27 protein-coding genes and 1 pseudogene are annotated in these 24681 nt (G+C 69.5%); 24 read left to right on the top strand and 4 right to left on the bottom strand.

Annotated features, from left to right (window positions below; all coding sequences use genetic code 11):
- Positions 1 to 117: 117 nt before the first annotated feature.
- Positions 118 to 696, top strand: coding sequence for a chalcone isomerase family protein (locus ACHMXA_RS07070; RefSeq protein WP_395321246.1), 579 nt, complete (start codon positions 118 to 120; stop codon positions 694 to 696).
- Positions 697 to 705: 9 nt separating this feature from the next.
- Here the strand turns inward: ACHMXA_RS07070 and ACHMXA_RS07065 are convergent, their stop codons facing one another.
- The gene (locus tag ACHMXA_RS07065) at positions 706 to 1407 is read right to left on the bottom strand and encodes a phosphoglycolate phosphatase (RefSeq protein ID WP_395319634.1); all 702 of its coding nucleotides are present in this window, start codon (positions 1405 to 1407) and stop codon (positions 706 to 708) included.
- A gap of 225 nt (positions 1408 to 1632) precedes the next feature.
- Between ACHMXA_RS07065 and ACHMXA_RS07060 the strand changes: the two genes are divergently transcribed.
- From ACHMXA_RS07060 to ACHMXA_RS07015, 10 genes are all read left to right on the top strand, one after another.
- Complete coding sequence (locus ACHMXA_RS07060; RefSeq protein ID WP_395319632.1) at positions 1633 to 2175, top strand: Rrf2 family transcriptional regulator; 543 nt, start codon at positions 1633 to 1635, stop codon at positions 2173 to 2175.
- A 66-nt stretch (positions 2176 to 2241) separates the two neighbouring features.
- Positions 2242 to 2583 (top strand): hypothetical protein, encoded by a 342-nt coding sequence (locus tag ACHMXA_RS07055; protein ID WP_176669012.1) that lies wholly within the window; start codon positions 2242 to 2244, stop codon positions 2581 to 2583.
- A gap of 46 nt (positions 2584 to 2629) precedes the next feature.
- Entirely contained in the window at positions 2630 to 2902 is a 273-nt protein-coding gene (locus tag ACHMXA_RS07050) for a hypothetical protein (RefSeq protein WP_395319630.1), read from the top strand.
- A complete protein-coding gene (locus ACHMXA_RS07045) occupies positions 2899 to 3354 on the top strand; it encodes a hypothetical protein (RefSeq protein ID WP_395319628.1) in 456 nt (151 codons plus the stop codon). The genes ACHMXA_RS07050 and ACHMXA_RS07045 overlap by 4 nt, the downstream gene beginning before the upstream one ends.
- A gap of 103 nt (positions 3355 to 3457) precedes the next feature.
- Positions 3458 to 4195, top strand: a complete 738-nt coding sequence (locus ACHMXA_RS07040) for an SGNH/GDSL hydrolase family protein (protein WP_176669015.1) — start codon at positions 3458 to 3460, stop codon at positions 4193 to 4195.
- Between the two features lie 166 nt (positions 4196 to 4361).
- Positions 4362 to 4703, top strand: a complete 342-nt coding sequence (locus tag ACHMXA_RS07035) for a hypothetical protein (RefSeq protein WP_395319625.1) — start codon at positions 4362 to 4364, stop codon at positions 4701 to 4703.
- The gene (locus tag ACHMXA_RS07030) at positions 4703 to 4996 is read left to right on the top strand and encodes a hypothetical protein (protein WP_395319623.1); all 294 of its coding nucleotides are present in this window, start codon (positions 4703 to 4705) and stop codon (positions 4994 to 4996) included. The genes ACHMXA_RS07035 and ACHMXA_RS07030 overlap by 1 nt, the downstream gene beginning before the upstream one ends.
- A gap of 52 nt (positions 4997 to 5048) precedes the next feature.
- A complete protein-coding gene (locus tag ACHMXA_RS07025; protein ID WP_218088548.1) occupies positions 5049 to 5549 on the top strand; it encodes a sigma-70 family RNA polymerase sigma factor in 501 nt (166 codons plus the stop codon).
- 158 nt (positions 5550 to 5707) lie between these two features.
- Positions 5708 to 6739 (top strand): FecR family protein, encoded by a 1032-nt coding sequence (locus ACHMXA_RS07020; RefSeq protein ID WP_395319621.1) that lies wholly within the window; start codon positions 5708 to 5710, stop codon positions 6737 to 6739.
- Positions 6736 to 9159, top strand: coding sequence for a TonB-dependent siderophore receptor (locus ACHMXA_RS07015; protein WP_395319619.1), 2424 nt, complete (start codon positions 6736 to 6738; stop codon positions 9157 to 9159). Before ACHMXA_RS07020 ends, ACHMXA_RS07015 begins: the two co-directional genes overlap by 4 nt.
- Positions 9160 to 9172: 13 nt before the next feature.
- On the opposite strand, the gene ACHMXA_RS07010 is transcribed toward ACHMXA_RS07015, so the two are convergent.
- On the bottom strand, positions 9173 to 10564 hold the full coding sequence (locus tag ACHMXA_RS07010) for a PLP-dependent aminotransferase family protein (RefSeq protein WP_395319617.1): 1392 nt from the start codon (positions 10562 to 10564) through the stop codon (positions 9173 to 9175).
- Positions 10565 to 10919: 355 nt separating this feature from the next.
- Here ACHMXA_RS07010 and ACHMXA_RS07005 point away from each other — a divergent pair, with 355 nt between their 5' ends.
- From ACHMXA_RS07005 to ACHMXA_RS06975, 7 genes are all read left to right on the top strand, one after another.
- Positions 10920 to 11402, top strand: coding sequence for an MSMEG_0572/Sll0783 family nitrogen starvation response protein (locus tag ACHMXA_RS07005; protein ID WP_176669022.1), 483 nt, complete (start codon positions 10920 to 10922; stop codon positions 11400 to 11402).
- A 143-nt stretch (positions 11403 to 11545) separates the two neighbouring features.
- Positions 11546 to 12589 (top strand): Nit6803 family nitrilase, encoded by a 1044-nt coding sequence (locus ACHMXA_RS07000; protein WP_395319614.1) that lies wholly within the window; start codon positions 11546 to 11548, stop codon positions 12587 to 12589.
- On the top strand, positions 12552 to 13634 hold the full coding sequence (locus ACHMXA_RS06995; protein ID WP_395321244.1) for an MSMEG_0568 family radical SAM protein: 1083 nt from the start codon (positions 12552 to 12554) through the stop codon (positions 13632 to 13634). Before ACHMXA_RS07000 ends, ACHMXA_RS06995 begins: the two co-directional genes overlap by 38 nt.
- 2 nt (positions 13635 to 13636) lie before the next feature.
- Complete coding sequence (locus ACHMXA_RS06990; RefSeq protein WP_395319612.1) at positions 13637 to 14209, top strand: MSMEG_0567/Sll0786 family nitrogen starvation N-acetyltransferase; 573 nt, start codon at positions 13637 to 13639, stop codon at positions 14207 to 14209.
- Positions 14206 to 15213 carry a sll0787 family AIR synthase-like protein gene (locus ACHMXA_RS06985; protein WP_395319610.1) on the top strand — a complete coding sequence of 336 codons (1008 nt, stop codon included), beginning with the start codon at positions 14206 to 14208 and terminating at the stop codon, positions 15211 to 15213. The genes ACHMXA_RS06990 and ACHMXA_RS06985 overlap by 4 nt, the downstream gene beginning before the upstream one ends.
- Entirely contained in the window at positions 15204 to 15488 is a 285-nt protein-coding gene (locus ACHMXA_RS06980) for an MSMEG_0570 family nitrogen starvation response protein (RefSeq protein WP_395319608.1), read from the top strand. The genes ACHMXA_RS06985 and ACHMXA_RS06980 overlap by 10 nt, the downstream gene beginning before the upstream one ends.
- A gap of 42 nt (positions 15489 to 15530) precedes the next feature.
- Complete coding sequence (locus ACHMXA_RS06975) at positions 15531 to 16829, top strand: MSMEG_0569 family flavin-dependent oxidoreductase (RefSeq protein WP_395319606.1); 1299 nt, start codon at positions 15531 to 15533, stop codon at positions 16827 to 16829.
- Here ACHMXA_RS06975 and ACHMXA_RS06970 read toward each other — a convergent pair.
- Complete coding sequence (locus ACHMXA_RS06970; RefSeq protein WP_395319604.1) at positions 16826 to 17533, bottom strand: response regulator; 708 nt, start codon at positions 17531 to 17533, stop codon at positions 16826 to 16828. The genes ACHMXA_RS06975 and ACHMXA_RS06970 overlap by 4 nt on opposite strands.
- Positions 17534 to 17777: 244 nt before the next feature.
- On the opposite strand from ACHMXA_RS06970, the gene ACHMXA_RS06965 reads away from it, so the two are divergent.
- Together ACHMXA_RS06965 and ACHMXA_RS06960 are read left to right on the top strand one after the other, a co-directional pair.
- Positions 17778 to 19124, top strand: a complete 1347-nt coding sequence (locus ACHMXA_RS06965) for a DotU family type IV/VI secretion system protein (protein WP_395319602.1) — start codon at positions 17778 to 17780, stop codon at positions 19122 to 19124.
- Positions 19121 to 20230 (top strand): type VI secretion system protein, encoded by a 1110-nt coding sequence (locus tag ACHMXA_RS06960; RefSeq protein WP_395319600.1) that lies wholly within the window; start codon positions 19121 to 19123, stop codon positions 20228 to 20230. The genes ACHMXA_RS06965 and ACHMXA_RS06960 overlap by 4 nt, the downstream gene beginning before the upstream one ends.
- 42 nt (positions 20231 to 20272) lie before the next feature.
- Here ACHMXA_RS06960 and tssJ read toward each other — a convergent pair whose 3' ends face one another.
- The gene (gene tssJ / locus ACHMXA_RS06955; RefSeq protein ID WP_176666068.1) at positions 20273 to 20785 is read right to left on the bottom strand and encodes a type VI secretion system lipoprotein TssJ; all 513 of its coding nucleotides are present in this window, start codon (positions 20783 to 20785) and stop codon (positions 20273 to 20275) included.
- A gap of 71 nt (positions 20786 to 20856) precedes the next feature.
- Between tssJ and tssA the strand changes: the two genes are divergently transcribed.
- From tssA to ACHMXA_RS06935, 4 genes and pseudogenes are all read left to right on the top strand, one after another.
- Entirely contained in the window at positions 20857 to 21894 is a 1038-nt protein-coding gene (gene tssA / locus ACHMXA_RS06950; RefSeq protein WP_395319598.1) for a type VI secretion system protein TssA, read from the top strand.
- A 61-nt stretch (positions 21895 to 21955) separates the two neighbouring features.
- Positions 21956 to 22474: a type VI secretion system contractile sheath small subunit gene (tssB, locus tag ACHMXA_RS06945; RefSeq protein ID WP_176666066.1), complete on the top strand. Its 519-nt coding sequence runs from the start codon at positions 21956 to 21958 to the stop codon at positions 22472 to 22474.
- A 39-nt stretch (positions 22475 to 22513) separates the two neighbouring features.
- Positions 22514 to 24008: pseudogene (gene tssC / locus ACHMXA_RS06940) on the top strand (type VI secretion system contractile sheath large subunit).
- A 167-nt stretch (positions 24009 to 24175) separates the two neighbouring features.
- The gene (locus ACHMXA_RS06935) at positions 24176 to 24655 is read left to right on the top strand and encodes a type VI secretion system tube protein Hcp (RefSeq protein ID WP_176666064.1); all 480 of its coding nucleotides are present in this window, start codon (positions 24176 to 24178) and stop codon (positions 24653 to 24655) included.
- Positions 24656 to 24681 lie beyond the last annotated feature (26 nt).

Below are 24681 nucleotides of genomic sequence, written 5' to 3'. Positions count from 1 at the left end.
TCGGCGGTGGCTTTCAGGGTTCCCCCGAAGCCGAAGGAGTAGAACAAAAAGATACATTCGAACGACCGTTCGCAAAATTCCAAGGAGACAGCGTTGACCGCCCTTCCGTTCACGACCATGTTCTCTCGCCTCGCCCTGGCCGCCTGCCTCGCAGCCGCAAGCCTGGGCGCCTCGGCCGCGCAGGTCGACGTGGGCGGCGTCAAGCTCGAAGACCAGATGGATCTGCGCGGCACGCCCCTCGTGCTCAACGGCGCGGGCATCCGCTACAAGGCCATCTTCAAGGTCTACACCGCCGGCCTGTACGTGGGCAAGAAGGTGTCGACGCCCGAAGAGGCACTGGCCGCGCCCGGCCCCAAGCGAGTGGCCATCACCATGCTGCGCGACATCGACGCGAACGAACTCGGCAAGCTCTTCACCAAAGGCGTGGAAGACAACTCGCCGAAGACCGAGATGGTCAACCTCATCCCCGGCCTGCTGCGCATGGGCCAAATGTTCGCCGACCAGAAGCAGTTGAAGGCCGGCGACACCTTCACCATCGACTGGCTGCCCGGCACCGGCACGCTGATCACCGTGCGCGGCGTGCCTCAGCCCGATCCGATCAAGGAACAGGCCTTCTTCAACGCACTGCTGCGCATCTGGCTCGGCCCCAACCCGGCCGACTGGAAGCTGAAGGACGCGCTGCTCGGCAAGCAGTAGCCGAAGCGGCTATCGCCCGGCGGCCGGCACAAGCTCGGCCAGCGAGTCGACGAAACCGTCGGCATCCACGCCACGTACCGGCTCGCCGTGGTTGTAGCCATAGCTCACGAGCACGACGGGGCACCCCGCCGCCCGGGCGGCGCGCGCGTCGTTGCTCGAGTCGCCGATCATCAGCGTGCGCGCGGGCGCCGTACCCATCGCCTCGCAGGTCTTCAGCAGCGGCAACGGATCCGGCTTCTTCCGCTCGAAGGCATCGCCGCCGAACACCAGCTCGAAGAAACCGTCGAGCCCCTTGTCGACCAGCAGCGGCTTGGCGAACGAGGTCGGCTTGTTGGTCAGGCAGGCCAGCCGCAGGCCCTGCGCACGCAGGGCCTTCAACCCGTCGATCACGCCCGGGTACACCGCAGAGTGGCGTCCGTTGATGGCGAGGTAGTGGTGCTGGTAGCGCTCCCAGGCACGCCCGAACAGCGCGCGCGCTTTCGCATCGGCATCGGGCGACGCGATCACATGCACGAGCGCGGAATGGATCAGGTGCTCGGAGCCCTTGCCCACCATCTTCTCGATGGCGGCGGGCGCCACGTGCGGCAGCGAGAGATCGTCGAGCATGCGGTCGAGCGAGGCGGCGAAGTCGCCGAGCGTGTCGACCATGGTGCCGTCGAGGTCGACGATGGCGGCGTCGAAGCGGGTGCGGTCGAGGGGAATGGAGTTCAAGGCAAACGGGAAGCGGAGTTGGGCGAAATTGCGAAGAATCGCCCGACACTTTACAGAGCGCCGGAAAACCGCTTTCCGCCCCCGGTGCCAGGCAAGCGCCCGCGAGCGCCGGCACTTTTGCAAACTGTTTCAGAGCCCGTCGTCGTCATGCCCCGGAAACTTTTCGGGGCCTTTCGCACACCTATGCCCCATCGTTTGCAAAAACCCAACAACGAGGAACACTCCATGCGTCTCACGACGAAGGGCGGCTTCGCCTTGACGGCCATGATCGATGTCGCGATGCGCGAGCAGGACGGCCCCGTGCCACTGGCGTCGATCAGCAAGCGCCAGCACATTGCCCGCTCATCGCTCGAACTGCTGTTCAGCAAGCTGCGCCAGCACGCCCTGATCAAGGCGACACGCGGACCGGGCGGCGGCTACACGCTGACGCGCAGGGCCTCAGAAATCACGGTGGCGGACATCCTCGCCTCGGTCGACGGCCAGCCGCTGACCGATACCGAAACCTCCCCTGGCAAGAACGAGCCCGGCAGCAAGGGCTGCTATTCGACGGAAGCGCTGTGGGCCTCGGCCAAGCACCACGTCATGGAATTCCTGGGCTCCGTCACGCTGCAGAGCCTGGTCGAAGACCAGCTGGCCAAGGGCGTGCGCGTCGAGCACGAGCCCGCGCCGAGAAGAAAAGAAACCCAGCCGAGCCCCGCGGCCCTGCCGCTGCGCGTGAACGCACCCAACTCGGTGTTCGCGTGGAACGGCGTCTTCGCCAAGCGCTGAAGACGGCAACTGCACTCTTCGCCGCTTTCTCTTCTTCTTTCTCCTTCGCCGACCTCCTTGCCGACGATGCCCCGCTGGCTCCTGTCTCTGCTGCTCGTGCTCGCGCTGGGCTGCCAGAGCTTTGCCGCGCTGGCCCAGTCGCATGAGGCGGCAGTGGCACCGATGGCCGCCGGGCTTCATTCGCAGGGCCACGACTGCGAAGCACCGGCGCATCCGCCGGCCACGCTCGAAGAACGCTCGCCCGCCACCGAGCTGGCGCCCGATCTCTCCGAAATCTGCGGGCTGCGCAATGCAGCCCTGCATCACGCCGCATGGCGCGGCGCCGCGCCGCCGCAATACGTGCACGCGCCTGCATCCCGCGTGCCGCGGGTTCCGCTGAAGCCGCCACGCGCGGGCACCGCCGTCTAGGCGGCGAAGGCGCGGGCCCGCCCCGGGCTCCAGCTTTTCCATCGACATGCAGAAGACCGCGACGCGCGGGCCAAGCGGCCTGCGCGTCGCATTCGTCCTGCGCGGCCGTTGCCGGCCGGCGCGGGCTTTCGAACCAATCCAACGCGAAACCGCTTTTCTCCCAATGACCGAACTCACCATGGTCGCCTTCGGCACCTGTCTTCTTCTGCTGTACCTGGCATGGCGCGAACGCGTCGTCTCGAACAATCGCGATGCCGGCCTGCTCGCCGGCGTGGCCGCATGCGCGGGCGTGGCCGGCATCGTTTCGCTGGTCGTGTGAAGTCGCCCGCGACCGAACGGCGGCAGCGCTGGGCTGCCGTCGCCGCGCCTGCGGCGCTCGCCCTCGCGGCGAGCGCATGCACCGACGGCTATCCATCCAGGGACGCGCCCGCCGCCCACACGCTGAGCGCCGCCGAGCACGTCCACGCGCTCAACGACATGCTCCGGCACGAGGCGCGCAGCGTGGACGCGAAGCTGGCGCTCGCGACGCCCTGCGTCCTGAGGCTCTCGACCACGGCGCGCGGCGAGCGCGAGCAGACGGCCTCGCTGCGGCTGGAAACGCTTCGCATCGCCTTCTCCGTGGACGAGCGCTACCGGGTCAGCCTGGCCCGGGACGCCAGCGCGCCCGCCCCGCGCGACCACCGCTTCGTGGTGGACGACTGGCACGACGCGGTCGCCTTCCGCTCGCACCTCCAGCAGCTGCAGATGGCCTGCGCGGCTTCGAAGGACTGAAGCCGGGCCTTCTTTTTTCTCCGCGCGTTGCGGGTTCCGGCAACTCGTTCGGCAAACCGGATGAAAGCCTCTGAATTGCCAGAAGCGCCATCCGGAGATTGCCTTGGTTTTCCTTCCCGCACGCCACCGCGCAGCCTGCGTCCGGCTGTCCGACATCGCACTCACGCTGATCGCCATCCTCGCGATCGGCGCGCTGGTTCCTGCCTGCGGAGACAGCCGCGGCAGCATCGGCCCCGCCAGTAGCAGCAGCAAGAGCAGCAGCGCCCCCGCCCACCCGGTGGCGCCCGACGACCCGCCCCCGACCGCGCGCGACTGCACCGTCACCTTCGAGGGCGACTCGATCCTCCACGGCAGCTACGCCAGCAACCAGCGCTTCGACGAGCCGCCCGCGGCGATGCTCACGCGCCTGCGCCCCGCCTACACGGTGATCGACAACAGCGTGCCCGGCTCCACAGCCGCCCAGCGCGCGCCCGTGTTCGCAGGGGCACCGCTCACCACCCATTTCGTGGTGCTCCAGCACGGCATCAACGACGGGCAGTTCGGCCAGCCCTACGAGTCGGCGCTGCGGCGCATGGTCGCGCACGTCCAGGCCCAGGGGCGCACGCCGGTCATCACCGGACTCAGCCGGCAGCCGATCACCGTCACCGGCAGGGACGCGGCCGACGACATCGCCCGCCGGGTGGCCGCAGAGACCGGCGCGCTGTTCGCCGACTGGGGCGCCGTGTCCTTCAAGCCCGCGGAAATGGCCGACGTGCTGCACCCCGCGCCGGCCTACAGCGAGCGATTGGTCTGGCGCATCGTGTCCGTGCTGGACCGGGCTGCGCCCGAGTGCAGGTACTGACATCGGCTTTTTTTTCGGGCCTGCCATTGCGGGTTCCGGCATTCCGTTCGGCAAGGGAATGCATCCACCTGAAACCCGAAGAGGAACCGCCTCCCATGCTTCAGAACCTTTTCTTCCACGCACGTCGCCCGCGGCTGCAGCTTTCGAGCTGCCGGGAGACCGCCCGATGAGCACCGGCAGCCTCGGCCTCGTGGTGGCCGCGCTCTTCGCGCTCGGCGCCGCCGGGTTCACGGGCAAGACGCTCGGCGCGCGCGCCGAAGAGCACCGGGCGGCGATCAGCCTGCGCGAGGCGGATGCGCCTTCCGAAACCGTCTCCCGCCTGTCGCCGGCCTTCGAGACAGGCACCGGCCGCGCCGTGGCGCCCCATGTCCATGCCTGCCAGGCCATCGCGGCGCGCCACGGTGCGCGCATCTACGCCGCGACCTCGCCGCTGGGCGGCGGCTGCCTCACGCTGAGGCTCCCGCTGGACGGCACGCGCACCGCGCGTGCTGCGAAGGGGCTGCTTTGATGGCCGCCCACCAGCTGCCCGCGCCGCGCGACATCGGCATGCCGGGCCGGTCCCGAATCGCCGGCGATCGCGCAGCGGGCCCGCTGCGGGCCTGGCTGGTCGACGGATGCTGCCTCGGCGCCGCGGCCGCCGGCGTTGCGCTCGCGGTGGGCTTCAGCCGCTGCGAGTCGGGCAGTGCCGGCTCCGCGGCGCTGTCCACGCTCGCGCCCATCATGCAGACCCGGGGCCATCGCGGCCCCGCGGGCTGCAGGCGCGGCAGAACTTCGGCCACAAATGTCAACGCAGTGAGATAGATTCATGCCTGCCGCACTCGCAGCGTTCCCGAACGACTTCCCCCCGCCCTCCATGCCGGACCGTCCTCCCCCGCGAAGCGTGGAAACCCTCTACGGCGAACACCACGGCTGGCTGCTCGGCTGGCTGCGCCGCAAGCTGGGCCATGCGGGCGATGCCGCCGACCTGGCCCAGGACACATTCCTGCGCGTGCTGGGCCGCCAGCGCGACGTCGACGAGGTGCGGGAGCCGCGCGCCTGGCTCACCACCATCGCGCACGGCCTGGTGGTCGACCACGTGCGCCGCCGCACGCTGGAGCGCGCCTGCCTCGAAGCCATCGCCGCCCTGCCCGAGCCGCAGGCGCCGTCGCCCGAGACGCAGATGCTGCTGGTCGAGGCGCTGGTGCGCATCGACGCCATGCTCGACGGCCTGCCCGCCAAGGCGCGCAGCGCCTTCCTGCTCTCGCGGCTCGACGGCCTCGGCTATGCCGAGATCGCGCAGCGCCTGAACGTGAGCCTGAGCTCCGTCGAGAAATACATGGCGACTGCTATTCGCCATTGCCTGGCCCTGAAATGAACCTCCCCCAGGCTTCGCGCACTTCGTGTCGCTTCTCCTCCCCCCTCGCCGGGGGCAACACCGGCGGCCCGGCAGAGCCGGTTCCGGCGGTGTTCCCGGCCTTGGCCGTGGCGGCTTCGTGCGTCGTGGACTGCACGGCGCGCAGGGAGGCACGCGGAATGAAGGCAGCATTCCCCCCTTCTTCCGACCTGCTCGACCAGGCCATCGCCTGGGCCGTGCGGCTCGGTTCCGGCGGCGCCGACAGCAAGGCGCATGACGAGTGCGACGCATGGCGCGCCGCGCACCCGTCGCACGAACAGGCCTGGCAGCAGGTGCAGTCCGTGGAGGACGCCTTCCGCCAGGTGCCGCGCATCGGCGGCACGGGCGACCGCCTCGGCGCGGCGGGCGGCGCGCTGGCCCATGGCGCGCTGCAGGCCGCCGGCCGCATGCGGGCGCAGCAGGGCCGCCGCCGCGCGATCGGCGTCCTGGGTCTCGCCGCCACCGGCGGCGTGATCGGCCTCTTCGTGTGGCGCGAACAGCCCTGGGAGCAGCGCACCGACTACGCCACCGCCGTGGGCGAACGAAAGCGCGTGACGCTGTCCGACGGCACCGAGCTGAACCTCAACACCGGCTCCGAAGTGCAGGTGGTCTTCTCGCCGCGCAGCCGGCGCATCGTGCTGCGCCGTGGCGAGCTCTTCGTGCGCACCGGCGCCGACGGCGAGGCTCTCTTCGGCCATCGCGCCTTCTGGGTCGAGACGCCGCACGCGCGCTTCGAGGCACTGGGCACGCGCTTCGGCGTGCGCGAGCAGGACGGCCAGACGCGGCTTTCGATGACCGAGGGCCGGGTCGCCATCCACGCCACAGATAACAGCGTGCAGCCGGTGGTCGCTCAGGCCGGCGACGGCTACATCGTGCGCGGCGACGCGACGCCGCCCCAGCGCGTCGTGGACCGCAGCTTCGAACCCGATGCCTGGACCGACGGCGCGCTGGTGGCCCGGCAGATGCGGCTGGATGCATTCGTCGCCGAGCTGGCGCGCTACCACGGCACGCCGCTGGTCTGCGACGCGAACGCGGCCTCGCTGCGCGTGTCGGGCGTTTTCCAGCTCAACGGGCCCGACCCGGTCGGCCGTGCGCTCGAAGCGCTGGTGCGCACGCTGCCCGTGCGGCTCGAACAAGGCACTGGAGGCACATTGACCATTTCGCGACGTTGAGAAGACTTCCTCCGGACCGCCATCCCGGGTTCTGGCGCCTCCGGCCGGCAAGGCCCACCCTGCTTCCCGCGCTGCTGCTGGGCATCGCGGCGGGATGGGTCGCGCCCGTCGTATCCGCGCGCGCGCAGGCGCAGCCGGCGGAGGGCAAGGCGCGCGCGGGCTTCGACATTCCGGCCGGCCCGCTCGAGGACGCGCTCAGCACCTTCGCGCGGCAGGCCGGCATCACGCTGTCATTCGACCCGGCACTCGTGCGCGACAGGAGCGCCGCCGCGCTCAAGGGCAGCCGCACCGTGCCCGAAGGCCTGGCCGAGTTGCTGTCGCCGCACCGGCTGGAGGCGATTCCCGGCGTGAGCGGCGCCTATGCGGTGCGGCCGGCAGCAGCAGGCGCCGCCGCTTCCGGCACGGGAGCCTCCCTGCCCCCTCTGACCGTCACCGCGCAGGGCGAGCGAGCCGACGGCCAGGTCGACGGCTACGTCGCGCAGCGCAGCGCCACCGCCACGCGCACCGACACACCGCTGCTGGAGACGCCGCGCGCCGTCACCGTCGTCACGCGCGCGCAGATGGACGACCAGGCCGTGCACACCGTCGAGCAGTCGCTGCGCTATTCGGCCGGCGTGCTCACCGAGGTCGCCGGCTACGACACGCGCTTTGCCTCGCTCACGGTGCGCGGCTTCGCACCCGCCGAGTACCTCGACGGTTTCAAGCTCCCCGCCGGCAGCGTCATCTCGCGCTGGCTGGCCGAGCCGCAGGCGCTGGAGCGCGTGGAACTGCTGAAGGGCCCCGGCGCGGTCTACGACCCGTCGGCGCCGGGCGGTGCGATCAACATGGTGTCCAAGCGCCCATCGGCGGAGGCGGTGCGCGAGGTGAGCCTCTCGCTGGGCAACCGCAACCGCCACCAGGCCAGCTTCGACCTCGGCGGCGCGATGAACGCGGACGGCACTCTGCTCTTCCGGCTCAACGGCGTGGTGCGCAAGAGCGACGGCCAGACCGACCATTCGCGCGATGACCGCAGCTTCATCGCACCCTCGCTGACGTGGACGCCTTCGGCGCGCACCAGGATCACGCTGCTGGCGGAGGTCACGCGCGACCGCACCACGCCCAAGAGCATCTGGCCCGAGGGCGCGCTCATCACGCCCAACCCCTGGGGCAGCATTTCCCGCGAGCGCTTCATCGGGGAGCCGGGCTTCGACCGCTACAACCGCAACGCCTCCTCGCTCACCTACCTGTTCGAACACAAGCTCGACGACCACTGGACCCTGCGGCAGAACGCGCGCCGCGCGTCGCTGGACGTCGACTACCGGCAGGTCTACGGCACCGGCTTCCAGAGCGATCTGCGCACGATCGATCGCACGGCGATGCGGGCCATTGAACGCAACCGGACCACCACGCTGGACACCCAGGTCGAGGGCCGCTTCGGCACCGGGCCGGTCGCGCACACCCTGCTGATCGGGATGGAATACCAGCGGCAATCCAGCAAGCTGACCGGCGGGATCGGCCAGGCGCCATCCATCGACGCCTTCGCGCCGGTCTATGGCGCGGCGGTGCCCGAGCCGGCGTTCAGCGCCGTGTCCGACAACGCCGTCACGCAGCGCGGGTTCTACGTGCAGGACCAGATGCGCAGCGGCCCCTGGTCGCTGGGGCTCACGGTGCGGCAGGACCGCGCGCGCAACAACTTCAGCCCGCTGTCGGCGGCCTCCAGGGGCATCGACACCAACACCAAGACGACCTACAACGCGGGACTGCTCTACCTCGCGCCGGGCGGGCTCGCGCCCTACTTCAGCTACTCGACCTCGTTCACCCCGCTGCCAGGCGCCTTCGCGAACGGAAGTCCGCTGAGGCCCGAGCTCGGCCGGCAGGTCGAGGTGGGCCTGAAGTACCGCCCGCCCGGCGTGGACGCGCTGTTCACCGTGTCGGTGTTCGACCTGCGCAAGAACAACTCCCCCACCTTCGACCCGTACGTGATCGGCCCCGTCTCGCAGATCGGCGAGGTGCGCACGCGAGGCCCCGAGTTCGAGGCGCGCGCCGCGCTCACGACGCAGCTCAAGCTGGTGGCCAGCTACACATTGCTCGACGCCAAGGTCACGCAAAGCCTGAACCCCGCCGAAATAGGCAGGCAGCCGCTCAACACCGCGCGCCAGACCGCCGCGCTGTGGCTCGACTACCGTTTCGGCAGCCCCGCGCTGCAGGGCTGGAGCATCGGCGGCGGCGTGCGCCATGTCGGCAAGGTGCCGGCCAGCATCGACAACAGCAGCTACAACCCGCCCTACACGCTGCTCGACGCGGCGCTGCGCTACGAACGCGGCCCCTACGCCTTCGCGCTGAACGCCACCAACCTCACCGACCGGAGCTACGTCGCGGGCAACGGCCAGTACTTCGGCCAGCGGCGCGCGGTGCAGGCGAAGTTCACCTACCGCTGGTAGCAGCGGCCAGGCGCTATCGCAGTGTCGCGTGCGGATGCAGCGGATGCGCCAGCGTGTCCGCGATCAGCCGCAGGGCCTGGTCGCACTGCTCGCGCGACATCGGCCCGCCCAGGCAGATGCGCACCGCGTCGGGCGGATCGCCGTCGGTGGAGAAGGCGGCGCTCGCCACCACGCCCACGTTCTGCGTGCGCAGGTACGACGCGAATTCCACCGGGCTCCAGCCGGGCGTGAGCGGCAGCCACGCATGGAAACCTTCGGGATGCGCCTGCAGGCCGCTGTCGGCCAGGTGCCGCGCGGCCAGCGCCTGCCGCGCCATCGACTCGGCGCGCACCGCCTGCAGCATCTCCTCGGCGGTGCCGTCTTCCACCCACAGCGTCGTCAGCGCGTTGGTGATCGGGGAGGCCATCACGGTGGTGGCGCGCATCGCGCCGGCCAGCCGCTGCGACTGCACCACCGTCGGCGAGCACACGTAGGCGCTGCGCAGCCCCGCGCCGAAGCACTTGGAGAAGCCGCTCACGTAGTAGGTGAGCCCCGGCGCCAGCGTGGCCAGCGAAGCGGGCGTCTGCCGCGGCAGCATGCCGTAGGCGTCGTCCTCGATGATCGGCACCGCGTAGCGCAGCGCCACGTCGGCCAGCGCCTCGCGCCGCGCGCGCGACACCGTGGCCGCCGTCGGGTTGAGCAAGGTGGGGTTGCAGTACAGCGCCTTGGGCTTGAGCGTCTTGCAGGCGTGCTCGAAGGCATCGGCGATGGGGCCGTCGTCGTCCATCTGCAGCGCATGCAGCTGCACGCCGAGCTGCGCCGCGATCGCCTTCACGCCGGGGTAGGTGAGCGACTCCACGCAGACCAGCTCGCCGGGCCGCGCGAGCTGCGAGAACAGCGCGGTCAGCACGCCGTGGATGCCGGGGCACACCAGGATGCGATCGACGCTGGCGTCGGGCACGAAGGGCCGCAGCCAGTGCATCGCGGCGGCGCGGTCGTGCGCGGTGCCCCCGAAGTCCTGGTAGCGCAGCAGGTCGTGGAAATCGACCTGCGCGAAGGCGCGGCTGGCGCTGTCGTGCAGGCGTGCCATCAGGTGCTCGTCGTCGGGCTCGGGCGGCATGTTCATCGTCATCTCGGCGCCGCTGCCGCCGCGCAGCCGCAGGCTAGGGCTGCCCGAGCGGATGAAGGTGCCGGTGCCGGCGCGCGAATCGATCAGCCCGCGCTTTCGCGCCTCGGCATAGCCGCGCGCCACCGTCGTGTAGTTCAGTTCGAGATCCGCCGCCAGCTCGCGCAGCGTGGGCAGGCGGTCTCGCACGCCCAGGCGGCCCGTCTTGATGTCGTCGGCGATCAGGTCGGCCAGCAGCAGGTAGGCCGGCCGGGCGGTGTTGCGCAGCTGCTTGCGCCAGTGGGCGGTGATGGTGGGCATCGGGCGTGGTCCGGCTGAGTTGATTGCATCCATTGATTGCATCTGGCCACCGATCAACATGCAGGAACCGCGCCCGCGCCAGAGGGGCTGGATGCTTCGATCAGGTGCGATCAACCCCATTGATCGGGTGCATTGATCGCATGGGGCGTGCGTCGTCGCGGTGCGGAAATGGCCGCCCGGCCCTGCTTCTTCGGCGCCTTTCCAGGCCCTGAAAAAAATTTTGCGCTCGCGCACGCCGCGCCGCTTGGCGTTGATCGCGCATTGATCGCACGGGCCCGGCCGGCCGCTGGCACAACGCCTGCGAAGAAAGGAGCACGCAACACCTGCGTACCCCTTCACCCAACCGGAGTACCCCATGCCCAAAGTCACCCGCCCCCGCAACGAGAAAGGCGAGTTCCTCGTCGACTACGAAGAGAAGGTGTTCGAAGACGTCAAGGCCGAGCCCGGGGAGAAGGCGCTCGTCACCTTCCACACGGTGGCCTTCGAAGGCTCCATCGGCTTCGTGAACCTGCTGCAGGCCACGCGTCTGCGGCGCAAGGGCTACGAGACCTCCGTGCTGCTGTACGGCCCCGGCGTGACGCTGGGCGTGCAGCGCGGCTTTCCGACGCTGGGCGACGAGGCCTTCCCGGGCCACCAGAACTTCAACAAGCAGATCGCCAAGTTCATCGAGGAGGGCGGCAAGGTCTATGCATGCCGCTTCGCGCTGCAGGCGCTGTACGGCCATGGCGAAGGCGCGCTGATCGAGGGCATCAAGCCGATCAACCCGCTCGACGTGCTCGACCTCGTGCTGCTGCACAAGAAGGCCGGCGCCGTCATCATCGACACCTGGACGCTGTAAATGTCCACCCCCAGTCTTCGCGCACTTCGTGTCGCTTCGCCAACCCCCTCGCCGGGGGCAACACCTGCAGCCCGGCAAAGCCGGTTCTGCGGTGTTCCCCGAATTGGCTTCGCTGCGCTTGCCGTCGTGGACAGGGGATGACCATGACCTCTTCTTCTCGCATCGTGCGGGCCGCGGCGATCCAGATCGCGCCCGACTTCGAACGGCCGGACGGCACGCTCGATCGCGTGTGCAGCGCCATCGACGCGGCCGCGGCGAAGGGCGCGCAGATCGCGGTCTTTCCCGAGACCTTCGTGCCCTACTACCCCTACTTCAGCTTCGTGCTGCCGCCGGTGCAGCAGGGCGCGCCGCACCTGCGGCTGGCCGAGCGCGCGGTGGTGGTGCCCGGCCCCGTCACGCAGGCGGTGGCCGAGCGTGCGCGCGCGCGCAGCATGGTGGTGGTGCTCGGCGTGAACGAGCGCGACCACGGCAGCCTCTACAACACGCAGCTGGTGTTCGACGCCGACGGCACGCTGGCGCTCAAGCGCCGCAAGATCACGCCCACCTACCACGAGCGCATGGTCTGGGGCATGGGCGATGGTGCCGGTCTCAAGGTTGTCGACACCGCCGTCGGCCGCGTGGGCGCGCTGGCCTGCTGGGAACACTACAACCCGCTCGCGCGCTACAGCCTGATGGCGCAGCACGAGCAGATCCACTGCGCGCAGTTCCCCGGCTCGCTGGTCGGCCCGATCTTCGCGGAGCAGATGGAAGTGACCATTCGCCACCACGCGCTGGAGTCGGGCTGCTTCGTGGTCAACGCCACCGGCTGGCTCACTGACGAGCAGATCCGCTCGGTCACGCCCGACGCCAACCTGCAGAAGGCGCTGCGCGGCGGCTGCCACACGGCCATCGTCTCGCCGGAGGGCAAGCACCTCGCGCCGCCGCTCACCGAGGGCGAAGGCATGGTGGTGGCGGACCTCGACATGGCGCTGATCGCCAAGCGCAAGCGAATGATGGATTCGGTCGGCCACTACGCGCGGCCGGAGCTGCTCTCGCTCGCCATCAACGACCGGCCGGCGCAGACCACCGTGCCGATGGATCGCACGCAACCCCACGTTCAACGGAGTCCAGAACATGACCACGACGACACAGCAAGACAGCCGGCAGCTGATGACCGAGCTCCAGTCCTTCGGGTTGCGGCTGGTTGACCCTTCGGCCGGCGTCGCGAGCCGACGCGGCGGCGCGGGCCCCTCGGACCACAAGGCCGTGACGGTGGACGGCCACACGATCATGGTGCCGGTCCACACCTCCACCGCGTGGCACTCGCCCTTCACCGCCGAGGCGCCCGACGCCGCGGGCGTGAGCCGCGTGATGCGCGGCAGCATTCCCATCGCGAGCATCAGCTTTCCCAAGCAGCCGCGCTTCTACGCGATGCAGACCTTCGACGGCGTTCCCTATTCGCACATCGCCACGCTGCACGGCAGCGACGTGCTTGCCACCACCGTGCTGCAGACCTGCATCCGCTACGAGAGCCGCAAAAAGAGCTGCAAGTTCTGCGCGATCGGCCAGTCGCTCGCGGCCGGGCGCACCGTTGCGCGCAAGACGCCCGAGCAGCTCGCCGAGGTGGCGCGCGCCGCCGTGCTGCTCGACGGCGTCAAGCACATGGTGATGACCACGGGCACGCCCAACGCCACCGACCGCGGCGCGGCCGTGCTGTGCGAGAGCGCCTTCGCGATCAAGGCCGCGGTCGACATCCCCATCCAGGGCCAGTGCGAGCCGCCCGACGACGACCAGTGGTTCCACCGCATGAAGGCCGCGGGCATCGACGCGCTGGGCATGCACCTGGAGGTGGTCACCCCCGAGGTGCGCGAGCGCATCATGCCGGGCAAGGCGAGCGTGCCCATCTCGCGCTATATGAGCGCCTTCGAGGCGGCGGTGGGCGTGTTCGGGCGTGGGCAGGTCAGCACCTACATCCTGGCCGGGCTGGGCGACACGCGCGAAGCCATCCTCGACACCTGCGACCAGCTGCTGGCACGCGGCGTGTACCCCTTCGTCGTCCCCTTCGTGCCCATCAGCGGCACGCCGCTGGAAGACCACCCCGCGCCCACGCCCGAGTTCATGAAGTCGCTGCTCGCGCCGCTGGGCGAGCGCGTGGTGGCGGCCGGCCTGCGCTCGGCCGACATCAAGGCCGGCTGCGGCAAGTGCGGCGCGTGTTCGTCGCTTTCCATCTACGAAAAAGAAAGCGAGAGCTGACCATGCTGTGCCTCGACGATCTCTGCGAGATGCGCGAACGGATGGGCGACCACTACGCGCCCGTCGAATACCTGGTGCGCGAGGCCGCGCAGCAGTGGGAGCGCGACGAGGCGATGGCGCTGCGCCGCGCGGTGTTCTGCATCGAGCAGGGCATCTTCGCGCGCGACGACCGTGATGCCATAGACGACCATGCGCGGCTGCTGGTGGCCATGTCGTGCAACGGCGGCATGCCCGAGCAGGTGGTGGGCACGGTGCGCATCCATCGCGGCCAGGCCGATGGCGAATGGTGGGGCTCGCGGCTGGCCGTGCACCCCGCGTTCCGCAGCCAGGGGCACCTGGGCGCGACGCTGATCCGGCTTGCCGTGTCGCGCGCCAACGCGCTGGGCTGCAAGCTCTTTCTCGCGCAGGTGCAGAGGCAGAACGTGCCGCTGTTCGAGAAGCTCGGCTGGAAGATGCTCGAGGAGACCGAAGTGCACGGCCGTCCGCACGCGCGCATGCAGGCCGATCTCGGCTGGTATCCGCCCTGCCACGACCCGGTGAGCGGTTTCGTCACGCGCGCCAAGGTGATGCCATGACGAACGCCGGCGATATTGCCGAAGCCCTGCGCGCCACGCGCGGCTTCGCCCACAAGCGCGACATCGGCGACGTGGTGTCGGTACTGGGCCGCTCGCTGCCCGGCGGCCATGCCGCGCTCGCGCAGGCCGTGCCCGTGGGAGACGACTGCGCCGCCATTCCCGACGGCCACGGCGGCTACCTGCTGTTCGCCATCGAGGGGCTGGTGGAAGACTTCATCGTGCGCATGCCCTGGTTCGCGGGCTACTGCGGCGTGATGGTCAACGTGAGCGACATCTATGCGATGGGCGGCCGCCCCACTGCGGTGGTCGACGCGCTGTGGAGCAACGGCATGAACCCGGCCGACGACGTGCTGCGCGGCATGGCCGAGGCCGCCGTGCGCTATGGCGTGCCCATCGTCGGCGGGCACAGCAACAACCGCAGCGAACGGCCGCAACTGGCGGTGGCCATCCTCGGCCACGCGCGCCGGCTGCTGACCAGCTTCGATGCGAAGCCGGGCGACCTGCTCGTGATGGCGGCCGACCTGCGCGGCGCCTACGAAGAGCCGTTCCCGTACTGGAATGCCTCGACCCACGCGCCCGCCGCCCGGCTGCGGGCCGACCTGGAGCTGCTGCCGTCCATCGCGGAGGACGGCCTGTGCTGCGCCGCCAAGGACATCAGCATGGCCGGCGCTGTGGGCACGGCCATGATGCTGCTCGAGTGCTCGGGCACCGGCGCCCGCATCGACCTCGACGCGATTCCCCGGCCCGAGGGCGTGCCGCTGCTGCGCTGGCTGTCCTCGTTCCCGAGCTACGGCTTCGTGCTGAGCGTAGCGCCGGCCCAGGTAGCGCCGGTGCTGGCCCGGTTCGCGGCGCGCGACATCGCCTGCGGCGTGATCGGCCAGGTCGATGCCACGCGGCAGGTAAAGCTGCGGGCGGGCGACGATGAGGCCCTGCTGTGGGACTTCGGCAGCGACGCGTTCATCCAGCCGCCAGTCGCCCTGCGGGAGCCCGCTACATGCCTGTGACGCACTTCCGCGTGCGCTGGCCCGACGCCAGCGAAACCCGCTGCTACTCGCCTTCGAGCGTGGTGCGAGACCACCTCTCGCCCGGCCAGCGCTACGAGCTCGACGACTTCCTACAGCGCACGCGCGAGGCGCTGGGCATCGCCTCCGAGCGGGTTCGCGCCAAGTACGGCTTCGCGTGCTCGCAGGCGATGGACCAGCTCGCCGAGATCGAAAGCATCGCCTCGCGCTTCGGCGCCATTCCCGACGCGAAGGTCACCGTCGTCGCCTTCGACTGACCGACACCGCTACATCCAGAGAGAGAGAAAAGAGAGACCCTCATGTCACACCCCTACGGAGGACGCAGCCACTACAGCGTCGTCATCGTCGGCGGCGGCCAGGCCGGCCTGTCGCTGAGCCATTGCCTGCAGCAGCGCGGCATCGACCATCTCGTGATCGAGAAGCGCAGCCTCGTGCACACCTGGCGCACGCAGCGCTGGGATTCGTTCTGCCTCGTCACGCCCAACTGGCAGTGCCAGCTGCCGGGCTGGGGCTACATCGGCAGCGATCCGCACGGCTTCATGGTCAAGGACCAGATCAACGAATGGCTCGCCGGCTTCGTCGAGCACGTGAAGGCGCCGGCCATCGAAGGCGTGACCGTGGAACGCGTGGCGCGCGACGGCGAACGCGAGCGCTTCGACGTGCAGACCGACGCCGGCCTCTACACCGCCGACCAGGTGGTGGTGGCCTCGGGCGGCTACCACCGCCCCATCGTGCCGCGCCTTGCCGAGAAGCTGCCGGCGGGCGTCGCGCAGTTCCACTCCGCCCAGTACCGCAATCCGGCGCAACTGCCTGAGGGCGCCGTGCTGGTGGTGGGCTGCGGCCAGTCGGGCGCGCAGATCGCCGAAGACCTGCACCTGGCCGGCCGCAAGGTCCACCTGGCCACCGGCAATGCGCCGCGCTGCGCGCGCTTCTACCGCGGCCGCGAGGTGGTCGACTGGCTCGCTGACATGAAGTACTACGACATGCCCGTCACCGAGCACCCGCTGCGCGAGGGCGTGCGCGACAACACCAACCACTACGTGACGGGCCGCGACGGCGGCCGCGACATCGACCTGCGGCGCTTCGCGCTCGAAGGCATGGAACTCTACGGCCTGCTCAGCGGCTTCGACGAAGGCAGCTTCGAGTTCCAGCCCAACCTGCGCGACAACCTCGACCAGGCCGACGGCACCTACAACCGCATCAATGCATCGATCGACAGGCACATCGCAGCGCAGGGCATCGCGGCACCGCCTCCTTCGGTCTACACGCCGGTGTGGGAGCCTCGCGAAGAGCGCACGCGGCTCGACCTCGCGGCCGCGGGCATCGCCAGCGTGGTGTGGTGCATCGGCTTCTCGCCGGACTTCGCCTGGGTCGACGCACCGGTGTTCAACGGGCGCGGCGCGCCGGTGCACCTGCGCGGCGTGACGAACGAGCCGGGGCTCTACTTCCTCGGGCTGCCCTGGCTGCACACCTGGGGGTCGGGGCGCTTCTCAGGCGTGGCGCGCGACGCCGAGTTCCTGGCGCAGGCCATTGCAAGGAGAAAGGAAGGATTGCGCGACGGGAGCAGCGAAGCCGTTCCCGAACTGCGCGCAGCCTAGGCCTGCTGCGCCTCCGTCAGCGCCTGCGCCGCCACCACCGCCTCGGTGCGGTTGCGCACGTTGAGCGCGCGGAAGATCGCCGCCAGGTCGATCTTCACCGTGCCTTCGCTGATGCCCAGGCTGCGGCCGATGAGCTTGTTGGGCTTGCCCTGCGACAGCAGCTGCAGCACCTCGACCTGCCGCTCGGTGAGCACGCTGCGCAGGTGTTCCAGCGTCTGGGTGCCGCCGCTATTGCCGCCGCCGGCAGCGCCGCCGCGCACCAGCGCCTCGGCGCCTGCCTGCGGTGCCATGCCCGCCACCATGCCAGGCGGCAGCGCCGTCAGCATCATCGGCGGCACGTACACGCCGCCGGCCAGCACCAGGCGCACGGCCGAGAGCATCACGTCGGGGGAATAAGCCTTGGGAATGAATCCGAGCACGCCGCGCTCGAGCGCGCTGCGCATGATGGCCGGGTCTTCGTAGCCCGACAGCACGATCACCGGCACCGCCGGATGGCGCTTGCGGATCTCGTCGACGTGGGCCTGGCCGTCGGCGCCGGGCATGTTGAGGTCGATCAGGGCCAGGTCGAGGTCGTCGGTGGCGCCGGCAAGCAATTCGTCGACGCTCATCGCCAGGACGAATTCGATGCCGGGCTCCAGCTCCGACAACTTGGCTTTGACCGCCTCGATGACGAGCCGGTGGTCGTCGGCGATCAGTATTTTCATGATGTCTTTTCCCCGTGTCCCAGCGTGCAACGCACGGCAGACGCTGAAGATACCGGCGAATGCCCCGCGCAGCAAGGCCGGCGGCCCCACCCAAAGGCATAGACCCCAAGCGGTATGGCGCCCGCCGCAAGCACTTTGAAAGAATGGGCGCCTACTCGAAGGAACCGGGGACATGGGCATGTGCCATCGCTGCAGACGCCGGTGCAAGGCATCCTTCGCAACCCTCGACTGAGCGGGCCCGTCCATGGCCCGCCTCCTCGACTGCTTCTCCACCCTCATTTCGTCCGGCCTCTCGCTGGACGCCGCCGTCGCGGCCGGCGCGCCGCTGCCGTCGCTCGATGCGGCGCAGCAGCAGTTCCGCCAGCAGCTCGACGCGGCGCGCGCCGCCGCCGAGGCTTCGGGCACGCCCGCGGCGCAGATCGAATCGGCGGCCTTCGCGATGGTGGCCTGGATCGACGAGGTCCTCGCGCGCCACCCCGACGCCGCCACGGCCGCGGGCACGGGGGCGGGGGCGGCAGCCCCGCTGCAGGTCCAGCTCTTCAACTCGAACAACGCCCACAGCGAGTTCTTCCACCACCTGTCGGCACTGGGCGCCGGCGACGACGCGGTGCGCGAGGTGTACTGGCACGCGCTGGCGCTGGGCTTCAAGGGCCAGTACTACTTCGAGGACGGCGACCAGGGCGAGCTCGGCAAGCTGAAGGACCTGCACGGCCGCCAGCTCCTGCTGCGCCCGCTCTCGACGGGCAGCCTCGTGCAGGACCGCATCACGCCGCAGCCCTACGAGGTGGCCGATCCGCGCGGCCCCAACGACACGCGCCGGCGCGACCGCACGCTGCTGCTCGGCGGCGCCGCGCTGGCGCTCGCCCTGCCCCTTCTGTACATGCTGTGGTTCTGGTCGAGCGGTCCGCCGGCGGCCGACACCGGCCTGGCCCAGCGCATCGATCAGCACCTGCAGACCTTCGCCTGCGCCGACCTCACGGCCAGCGTGGACCGCGACGGCCACACGCGGGTCACCGGCTTCGTCTCGCTGCCCGGCGACCTGCCGCGCGTGGAGCATGAAGTGAGCGCGCTGCCCGGCGTGAAGGCGCCGCGCTTCGACATCGGGCTGCGCGTGTGGCCGCATTGCGAGGTGTTCGCCATCCTCAAGCCCTACCAGGTGCGCAACGGCGAGAAGGCCTACGGGCTGGACGTGACCGCTCCCACGGCCATCGAAGGCAAGCTGCGAGAGGGCGACAACGTGCGCATGCAGGTCGTCGCGCCGCGGCACGACAGCTACATCTGGGTCGACTACTACACCGTCGACGGCTCGGTGATGCACCTCAACGCAGGCCAGCAGCCCACCCGGCTGCACGCCGGCCAGACGCTGGAGATAGGCCGCGACATTCCCTCGAGCTGGCTGGTGAGCCCGCCCTTCGGCAGCGTGCTCGTCACGGTGCTGTCGTCGCCCGCGCCGCTCACGGAGACATCCGACCGGCCGCCCTTCGAGCTCGCCTCGACCTACCTGCTGCGGCTGCGCGAGTCGCTCGCGGCCAGCAAGAACAGCGACCGGCTGATTGCCGACTTCGTCTTCCTGGAGACCGTCTCCCGATGAGCGCGCTGCTGCTGTCGCCCCCCCACCGCTTCTGGCTGCTGCTGTCGCTGTGCCTGCTGGGCTTCGGCCTGCTGTACGCGGTGGTGCGCGACGCGGGACGCGGCGCCCGCCGGCGCGGGCTGCACAAGCGCATCGCGGCGCACGGCTGGCCCGCGGCCGGCACGGACGAGCCGGCCGTCGGCGCGCTGAGAGAACGCATGGGAAAGGCGCAGCAGTCCATGCGCCGCGCGCACTGGGCGAAGTCCGCGTCGCCGGTGCCCTGGTTCCTGTGCTTGGGCGATGCGGCGGCCAACCTGCCGGGGCTGTTCGCGACGACGCACGGCGCACGCGCGGACGCGCCCTCCGCGCCGTCTTCCTCCGACGGCGAATGGTGGCGCTGGTGGCTGACGCCGCGGCTGGTGGCCGTCGAGGTCGATTCCACCGCCGCCGGCGACACCACCGGTGCGCCACGGTCGCGCGGCCTGTGGCTGCAGTCGCTGCTCGCGCTCGCCGAGCGGCGCGACCGGCTGCCGCTCAATGGCTTCGTGGTGGCCGTGGCGGCCACCGACCTGCTGGAGGCGGGCACGGCAAAGCTGAAGTCCCAGGCCGAGCGGACGCGCCGCCTGCTCGACGAAGCCAGCGACACCCTGCGCCTGCAGATGCCCACCTACCTCGTCGTGACCGGCCTCGAACGGCTCGCGGGCTACGAGACCCTGCACGGCGCACTGCCGCCCGAAGTGCTGGCGCAGGCGCTGGGGCACCGGCTGACCGATCCTTCGGCATTCATCGAGACGCCGGCCGGCGAACGGCTCGACGCGGTGTTCGATCCGATCGCGCAGCAGCTGCACGCGCTGCGCATGGCGCTGCTGCGCGAGCAGCCGGGCAGCACCGGCCGGCTCGCGATCCATGAATTCGTGGAGGCCGTGCGGGCCCTGCGGCCCGGGCTGCGCGAGTTCGCGCAGGTGCTGTTCGAGAACCACGGCAGGAACTCGCGCGCGCCGCGCTGGCGCGGCTTCTATCTCACGGCCGCCGCGTCGGATGCCGTCGGCGGCGCCTTCGTGCACGACCTGTTCGAGCGCTTCCTTCCCGTCGACCAGCCGCTGGTGCGGCCGGGACGGCCATCGTGATCGAACGCCAGGCGAGCTCGGCTGTGATCGCTGCTGCGGCTGCTACTTGCTGTCGACGCGCATCGCGCGCGCGCCGAAGGTCACGTCCAGCGCCTGCGCCTTGCCGGTGACCACGGGCCGCACCTCGCGCCAGCGCGCGCGGTCGAGGTCGCGGTAGGCGGCCATCACGCCCATCGACTTCGCGTCGGGCGGCAGGTTGAAGTCGAGCTTCTTCGTCTCGCCGGGCCGCAGCAGCACTTCTTCGCGCTGCACGAGTTCGGCGCCGAGCGTGGCCTGGTCCTTCTCGAAGAGCGAGAAGAAGTCGGCGCCTTCGAACGGGCCGGGCGACTTCAGTGCATACACGCGCACCGTGAGCGGAGATGCGCGGCCGCGCGCATCGGGGTTGGCGTCGGCACCCGCCGTGAGCGTGACCGCCACCGTGGTGACCACGGGCTTCGCCGCGCATCCCGCAAGCAGAAGACCCGCTCCAGCAAGGCCAAGGATCGCGATGCGGCGCCGCGTTGCCGCGCCAAGGAAGCCTTCATAGGACGAATGGTGTGTACCCAGCGTGCGCATGCTATTCCCTTCGTTGCATTGACCGGTCAAGACGCATCTTTGATTATCACCAGCGAACTCGAACAGGCAACATGCTGAACAACGACATTGCTGCAACACTGCTCGCGCCTATCGGCGATGCGTCGCCGTGCGGCGACGATCTCGAGTACGACGCGGACTTCATGGCGCTGGTCGCGGATGCGCAGGGCAAGCCCGAGCAGCAGTTCGGCGACACGGTGATCCCCGCGGTCGAGCCCGAGTGGCGCGAAGTGGGAGAGAAGGCCGAGAACATCCTGCGCCGCAGCAAGGACGTGCGCGCCGCCGTGCTGCTGCTGCGCGCATCCACCCGCATGCAGGGGGTGGAAGGCTTCGCCGCGGGGCTGCGGCTGCTCAACGGCCTGCTCGACACCTTCTGGGACGGCATACATCCAAAGCTGGATGCCGACGACGACAACGACCCGACGATGCGGCTGAACGCGCTCGCGCCGCTCACCGACGAGACCATGGGCCTGCGCGACCTCTACGAGGCGCAGGTCGGCATCGCGCGGGGCGTGGGCCCGATCCGCGTGCGCGACATCGCCATTGCCCACAACACGCTCACGGCCGTCGGCGGCGAAGCCACCTACTCGATGGCGCAGGTGCAGGGCGGACTGGAGACCATCCAGTCCGAGCGGCCCGAGGCGATCCAGGCCGCGCTGGGCGTGCCCGCGCTGGTGGAGGAGTTGCGAAAGCTCATCGCCGATCGCACCGGCCGCGCCGATGCCTTCGACCTCGATCCGCTGCGCTCCATCGCGCGCGTGCTGCAGAAGGCATGCGCCTCCGTCAGCGGCGCTTCGGCCGAAGCGGCGGCGGACGAAGGCTCCGGCGCAGCGGACACCCCTTCCAACGGCACTGCGGCGGCCCGCCCCGGCGCCGCGCGCGGCGAGATCCAGAGCCGCCAGGACGCCGTGCAGATGCTCGACCGCGTGATCCGCTATCTCGAGCAAGCCGAACCCGGCAACCCGGCACCGCTGCTGATCGAGCGCGCCAAGAAGCTCATCGGCGTGAGCTTCCTCGAGATCATGGCCAACCTCGCGCCCAACGCGATGGACACCATCGAAACGGTCACGGGCCGCCGTCCTTCCGAGTAGGCCCCGACCACCCCTCCATCCGTCTCATCCGCCCCCATTCACACCCGCAAGGAGCATCTCCATGGCCAAGAGCAGTCAGAAATTCATCGCCCGCAACCGGGCGCCCCGGGTCCAGATCGAGTACGACGTGGAGCTCTACGGGGCCGAGAAGAAGGTGCAGCTGCCCTTCGTCATGGGCGTGCTGGCCGACCTCTCCGGCAAGCCGGCCGACCCGCTCGCGCCGGTGGCCGACCGCAAGTTCCTGGAGATCGACGTCGACAACTTCGACTCGCGCATGAAGGCCATGAAGCCGCGCGCGGCCTTCGCGGTGGAGAACTCGCTCACCGGCGAAGGCGACCTGAAGGTGGAGCTCACCTTCGAGAACATGGAAGACTTTTCGCCCGCCGCGGTGGCGCGCAAGGTCGGCGCGCTCAACAAGCTGCTGGAGGCGCGCACGCAGCTGTCGAACCTCGTCACCTACATGGACGGCAAGGGCGGCGCCGAAGACCTGCTGGCCAAGGTGCTCGAGGACCCGGCCCTGCTGCAGACCCTGGCCGCGAGCAAGAAACCCGAGGACGGCGGCAGCACGCCCGCCGCCTGAGCCCCCCATCAGAGCAGAGCACACGAGGAGTAAACAACCATGGCCGAAGCACTCGAACAGAGCGCGCTGAAAGATGTCGCGTATGCGGGCAGCGACTTTTCGTCGCTGCTGCAGAAGGAATTCAAGCCGCGCAGCGACGAAGCCAAGAGCGCCGTCGAAGCCGCGGTGCTCACGCTGGCGCAGCAGGCGCTGGCCAACAGCACCGTCATCGGCAAGGACGTGACCAAGTCGATCCAGGCCATGATCGCCGCGATCGACGCCAAGCTCACCGACCAGGTCAACAAGATCATCCACCACCCCGACTACCAGAAGCTCGAGAGTGCGTGGCGCGGCCTGCACTACATGGTGAACAACACCGAGACCGACGAGAACCTCAAGATTCGGGTGATGGACATCTCCAAGCAGGAGCTGGCCAAGAACCTCAAGAAGTTCAAGGGCGCGGCCTGGGACCAGAGTCCGATGTTCAAGAAGATCTACGAGCAGGAATACGGCCAGTTCGGCGGCGAGCCCTTCGGCGCGCTGGTGGGCGACTACCACTTCGACCAGAGCCCGCCCGACGTGGAGCTGCTCGGCGAGATGGCCAAGATCGCCGCCTCGGCGCATGCCCCCTTCATCACCGGCGCCAGCCCCAACCTGATGCAGATGGAGTCGTGGCAGGAGCTCGCCAACCCGCGCGACCTGACCAAGATCTTCTCCACCCCCGAGTACGCCGGCTGGCGCAGCCTGCGCGAGTCGGACGACTCCAAGTACATCGGCCTGTGCATGCCGCGCTTCCTGGCGCGCACGCCCTACGGTGCCAACACCAACCCGGTGGAGGAGTTCGACTTCGAGGAAGACACCGCCGGCGCCGACCACAACAAGTACGCCTGGGCCAATGCGGCCTACGCGATGGCGACCAACATCAACCGCTCGTACAAGCTCTACGGCTGGGGGTTCGCGCATCCGCGGCATCGAGTCGGGCGGCGCGGTGGAGAACCTGCCGCTGCACACCTTCCCGAGCGACGACGGCGGCGTGGACCAGAAGTGCCCCACCGAGATCGCCATCAGCGACCGCCGCGAGGCCGAGCTTTCCAAGGCCGGTCTGCTGTCGATGATCCACCGCAAGAACTCCGACTTCGCGGCCTTCATCGGCGCCCAGTCGCTGAACAAGCCCGCCGAGTACGACGACCCCGACGCCACCGCCAACGCCAACCTGGCGGCGCGCCTGCCCTACCTCTTCGCCTGCAACCGCTTCGCGCACTATTTGAAGTGCATCGTGCGCGACAAGATCGGCAGCTTCAAGGAGCGCGAGGACATGCAGCGCTGGCTCAACAAGTGGATCATGAACTACGTGGACGGCGACCCCGCCAACTCCTCGGAGATCACCAAGGCCCAGAAGCCGCTGGCCGCCGCCGAGGTGATCGTGGAGGAAGTGGAAGGCAACCCGGGCTACTACACCTCCAAGTTCTTCCTGCGCCCGCACTACCAGCTCGAGGGCCTCACGGTCTCGCTGCGCCTGGTGTCGAAGCTGCCTTCGGCCAAGGGCGGCGCGTGAAGACCTGAAAAAAACGGGCCGGACTTTCTTGAAATTCCGGCTCCCGTTTCGTTCTATCAACAGCTGCCACATACCGGCCTTGCCAGCAAGCCGGCGGCAGCCCAGGCATCCGTCTCGATCATCAACAGCAACTGCCCGAACGCAATCGGGTTCCAAGGAGTAGGAACATGTCTTCTGACTTTCACATCAAGCTCGACGGCGTCAAGGGCGAGTCTTCCCACAAGGACCACAAGGACGAGATCGAGATCTCGTCGTGGACCTGGAACGTGAGCAATTCCTCTGGCGCGGGCTCCGGCGGCGGCTCGGGCAAGGGCAAGGCCACGCCCGGCGAGTTCCACTTCACGCACACCTACGACAAGGCCTCCCCCGTGCTGGCCAAGAACTGCGTGAGCGGCAAGCACTTCAAGGACTTGGTCCTGACCTGCCGCAAGTCGGGCGAAGGCCAGCAGGAATACCTGAAGGTCACGCTCAAGGAAGTGTTCATCTCCATGGTCGGCCCCGGCGGCGCGCAGGGCGGCGACGTGCAGGAACAGGTGTCGTGCTCGTTCAAGGACATCGAGTTCGCCTACAAGGCCCAGGACGACAAGGGCGCGGCCGGCGGCGAAGTCAAGTTCGGCTGGAACGTCGCGACCACCGAGACCCGCTGACGGACGACGGACTCGCCGGGCACGGC

Source organism: Variovorax sp. UC74_104 (genome assembly GCF_044055375.1).
Lineage (GTDB): Bacteria > Pseudomonadota > Gammaproteobacteria > Burkholderiales > Burkholderiaceae_C > Variovorax.
The sequence above is the reverse complement of the archived record's forward strand: the minus strand, read 5'-3'. Positions and strand labels throughout refer to the sequence as shown.

Coding starts and splice junctions, on each gene's coding strand:
- ACHMXA_RS06935 (WP_176666064.1), top strand. CDS start 24,176: ATGTCTTCTGACTTTCACATCAAGCTCGACGGCGTCAAGGGCGAGTCT.
- ACHMXA_RS07050 (WP_395319630.1), top strand. CDS start 2,630: ATGCAGAAGACCGCGACGCGCGGGCCAAGCGGCCTGCGCGTCGCATTC.
- ACHMXA_RS07055 (WP_176669012.1), top strand. CDS start 2,242: ATGCCCCGCTGGCTCCTGTCTCTGCTGCTCGTGCTCGCGCTGGGCTGC.
- ACHMXA_RS07070 (WP_395321246.1), top strand. CDS start 118: ATGTTCTCTCGCCTCGCCCTGGCCGCCTGCCTCGCAGCCGCAAGCCTG.
- tssA (WP_395319598.1), top strand. CDS start 20,857: ATGCTGAACAACGACATTGCTGCAACACTGCTCGCGCCTATCGGCGAT.
- ACHMXA_RS06960 (WP_395319600.1), top strand. CDS start 19,121: ATGAGCGCGCTGCTGCTGTCGCCCCCCCACCGCTTCTGGCTGCTGCTG.
- ACHMXA_RS07060 (WP_395319632.1), top strand. CDS start 1,633: ATGCGTCTCACGACGAAGGGCGGCTTCGCCTTGACGGCCATGATCGAT.
- ACHMXA_RS06965 (WP_395319602.1), top strand. CDS start 17,778: ATGGCCCGCCTCCTCGACTGCTTCTCCACCCTCATTTCGTCCGGCCTC.
- ACHMXA_RS06985 (WP_395319610.1), top strand. CDS start 14,206: ATGACGAACGCCGGCGATATTGCCGAAGCCCTGCGCGCCACGCGCGGC.
- ACHMXA_RS06970 (WP_395319604.1), bottom strand. CDS start 17,533: ATGAAAATACTGATCGCCGACGACCACCGGCTCGTCATCGAGGCGGTC.
- ACHMXA_RS06995 (WP_395321244.1), top strand. CDS start 12,552: ATGACCGAGCTCCAGTCCTTCGGGTTGCGGCTGGTTGACCCTTCGGCC.
- tssJ (WP_176666068.1), bottom strand. CDS start 20,785: ATGCGCACGCTGGGTACACACCATTCGTCCTATGAAGGCTTCCTTGGC.
- ACHMXA_RS06990 (WP_395319612.1), top strand. CDS start 13,637: ATGCTGTGCCTCGACGATCTCTGCGAGATGCGCGAACGGATGGGCGAC.
- ACHMXA_RS06975 (WP_395319606.1), top strand. CDS start 15,531: ATGTCACACCCCTACGGAGGACGCAGCCACTACAGCGTCGTCATCGTC.
- ACHMXA_RS07020 (WP_395319621.1), top strand. CDS start 5,708: ATGAAGGCAGCATTCCCCCCTTCTTCCGACCTGCTCGACCAGGCCATC.
- ACHMXA_RS07010 (WP_395319617.1), bottom strand. CDS start 10,564: ATGCCCACCATCACCGCCCACTGGCGCAAGCAGCTGCGCAACACCGCC.
- tssB (WP_176666066.1), top strand. CDS start 21,956: ATGGCCAAGAGCAGTCAGAAATTCATCGCCCGCAACCGGGCGCCCCGG.
- ACHMXA_RS07025 (WP_218088548.1), top strand. CDS start 5,049: ATGCCGGACCGTCCTCCCCCGCGAAGCGTGGAAACCCTCTACGGCGAA.
- ACHMXA_RS07030 (WP_395319623.1), top strand. CDS start 4,703: ATGGCCGCCCACCAGCTGCCCGCGCCGCGCGACATCGGCATGCCGGGC.
- ACHMXA_RS07005 (WP_176669022.1), top strand. CDS start 10,920: ATGCCCAAAGTCACCCGCCCCCGCAACGAGAAAGGCGAGTTCCTCGTC.
- ACHMXA_RS07000 (WP_395319614.1), top strand. CDS start 11,546: ATGACCTCTTCTTCTCGCATCGTGCGGGCCGCGGCGATCCAGATCGCG.
- ACHMXA_RS06980 (WP_395319608.1), top strand. CDS start 15,204: ATGCCTGTGACGCACTTCCGCGTGCGCTGGCCCGACGCCAGCGAAACC.
- ACHMXA_RS07035 (WP_395319625.1), top strand. CDS start 4,362: ATGAGCACCGGCAGCCTCGGCCTCGTGGTGGCCGCGCTCTTCGCGCTC.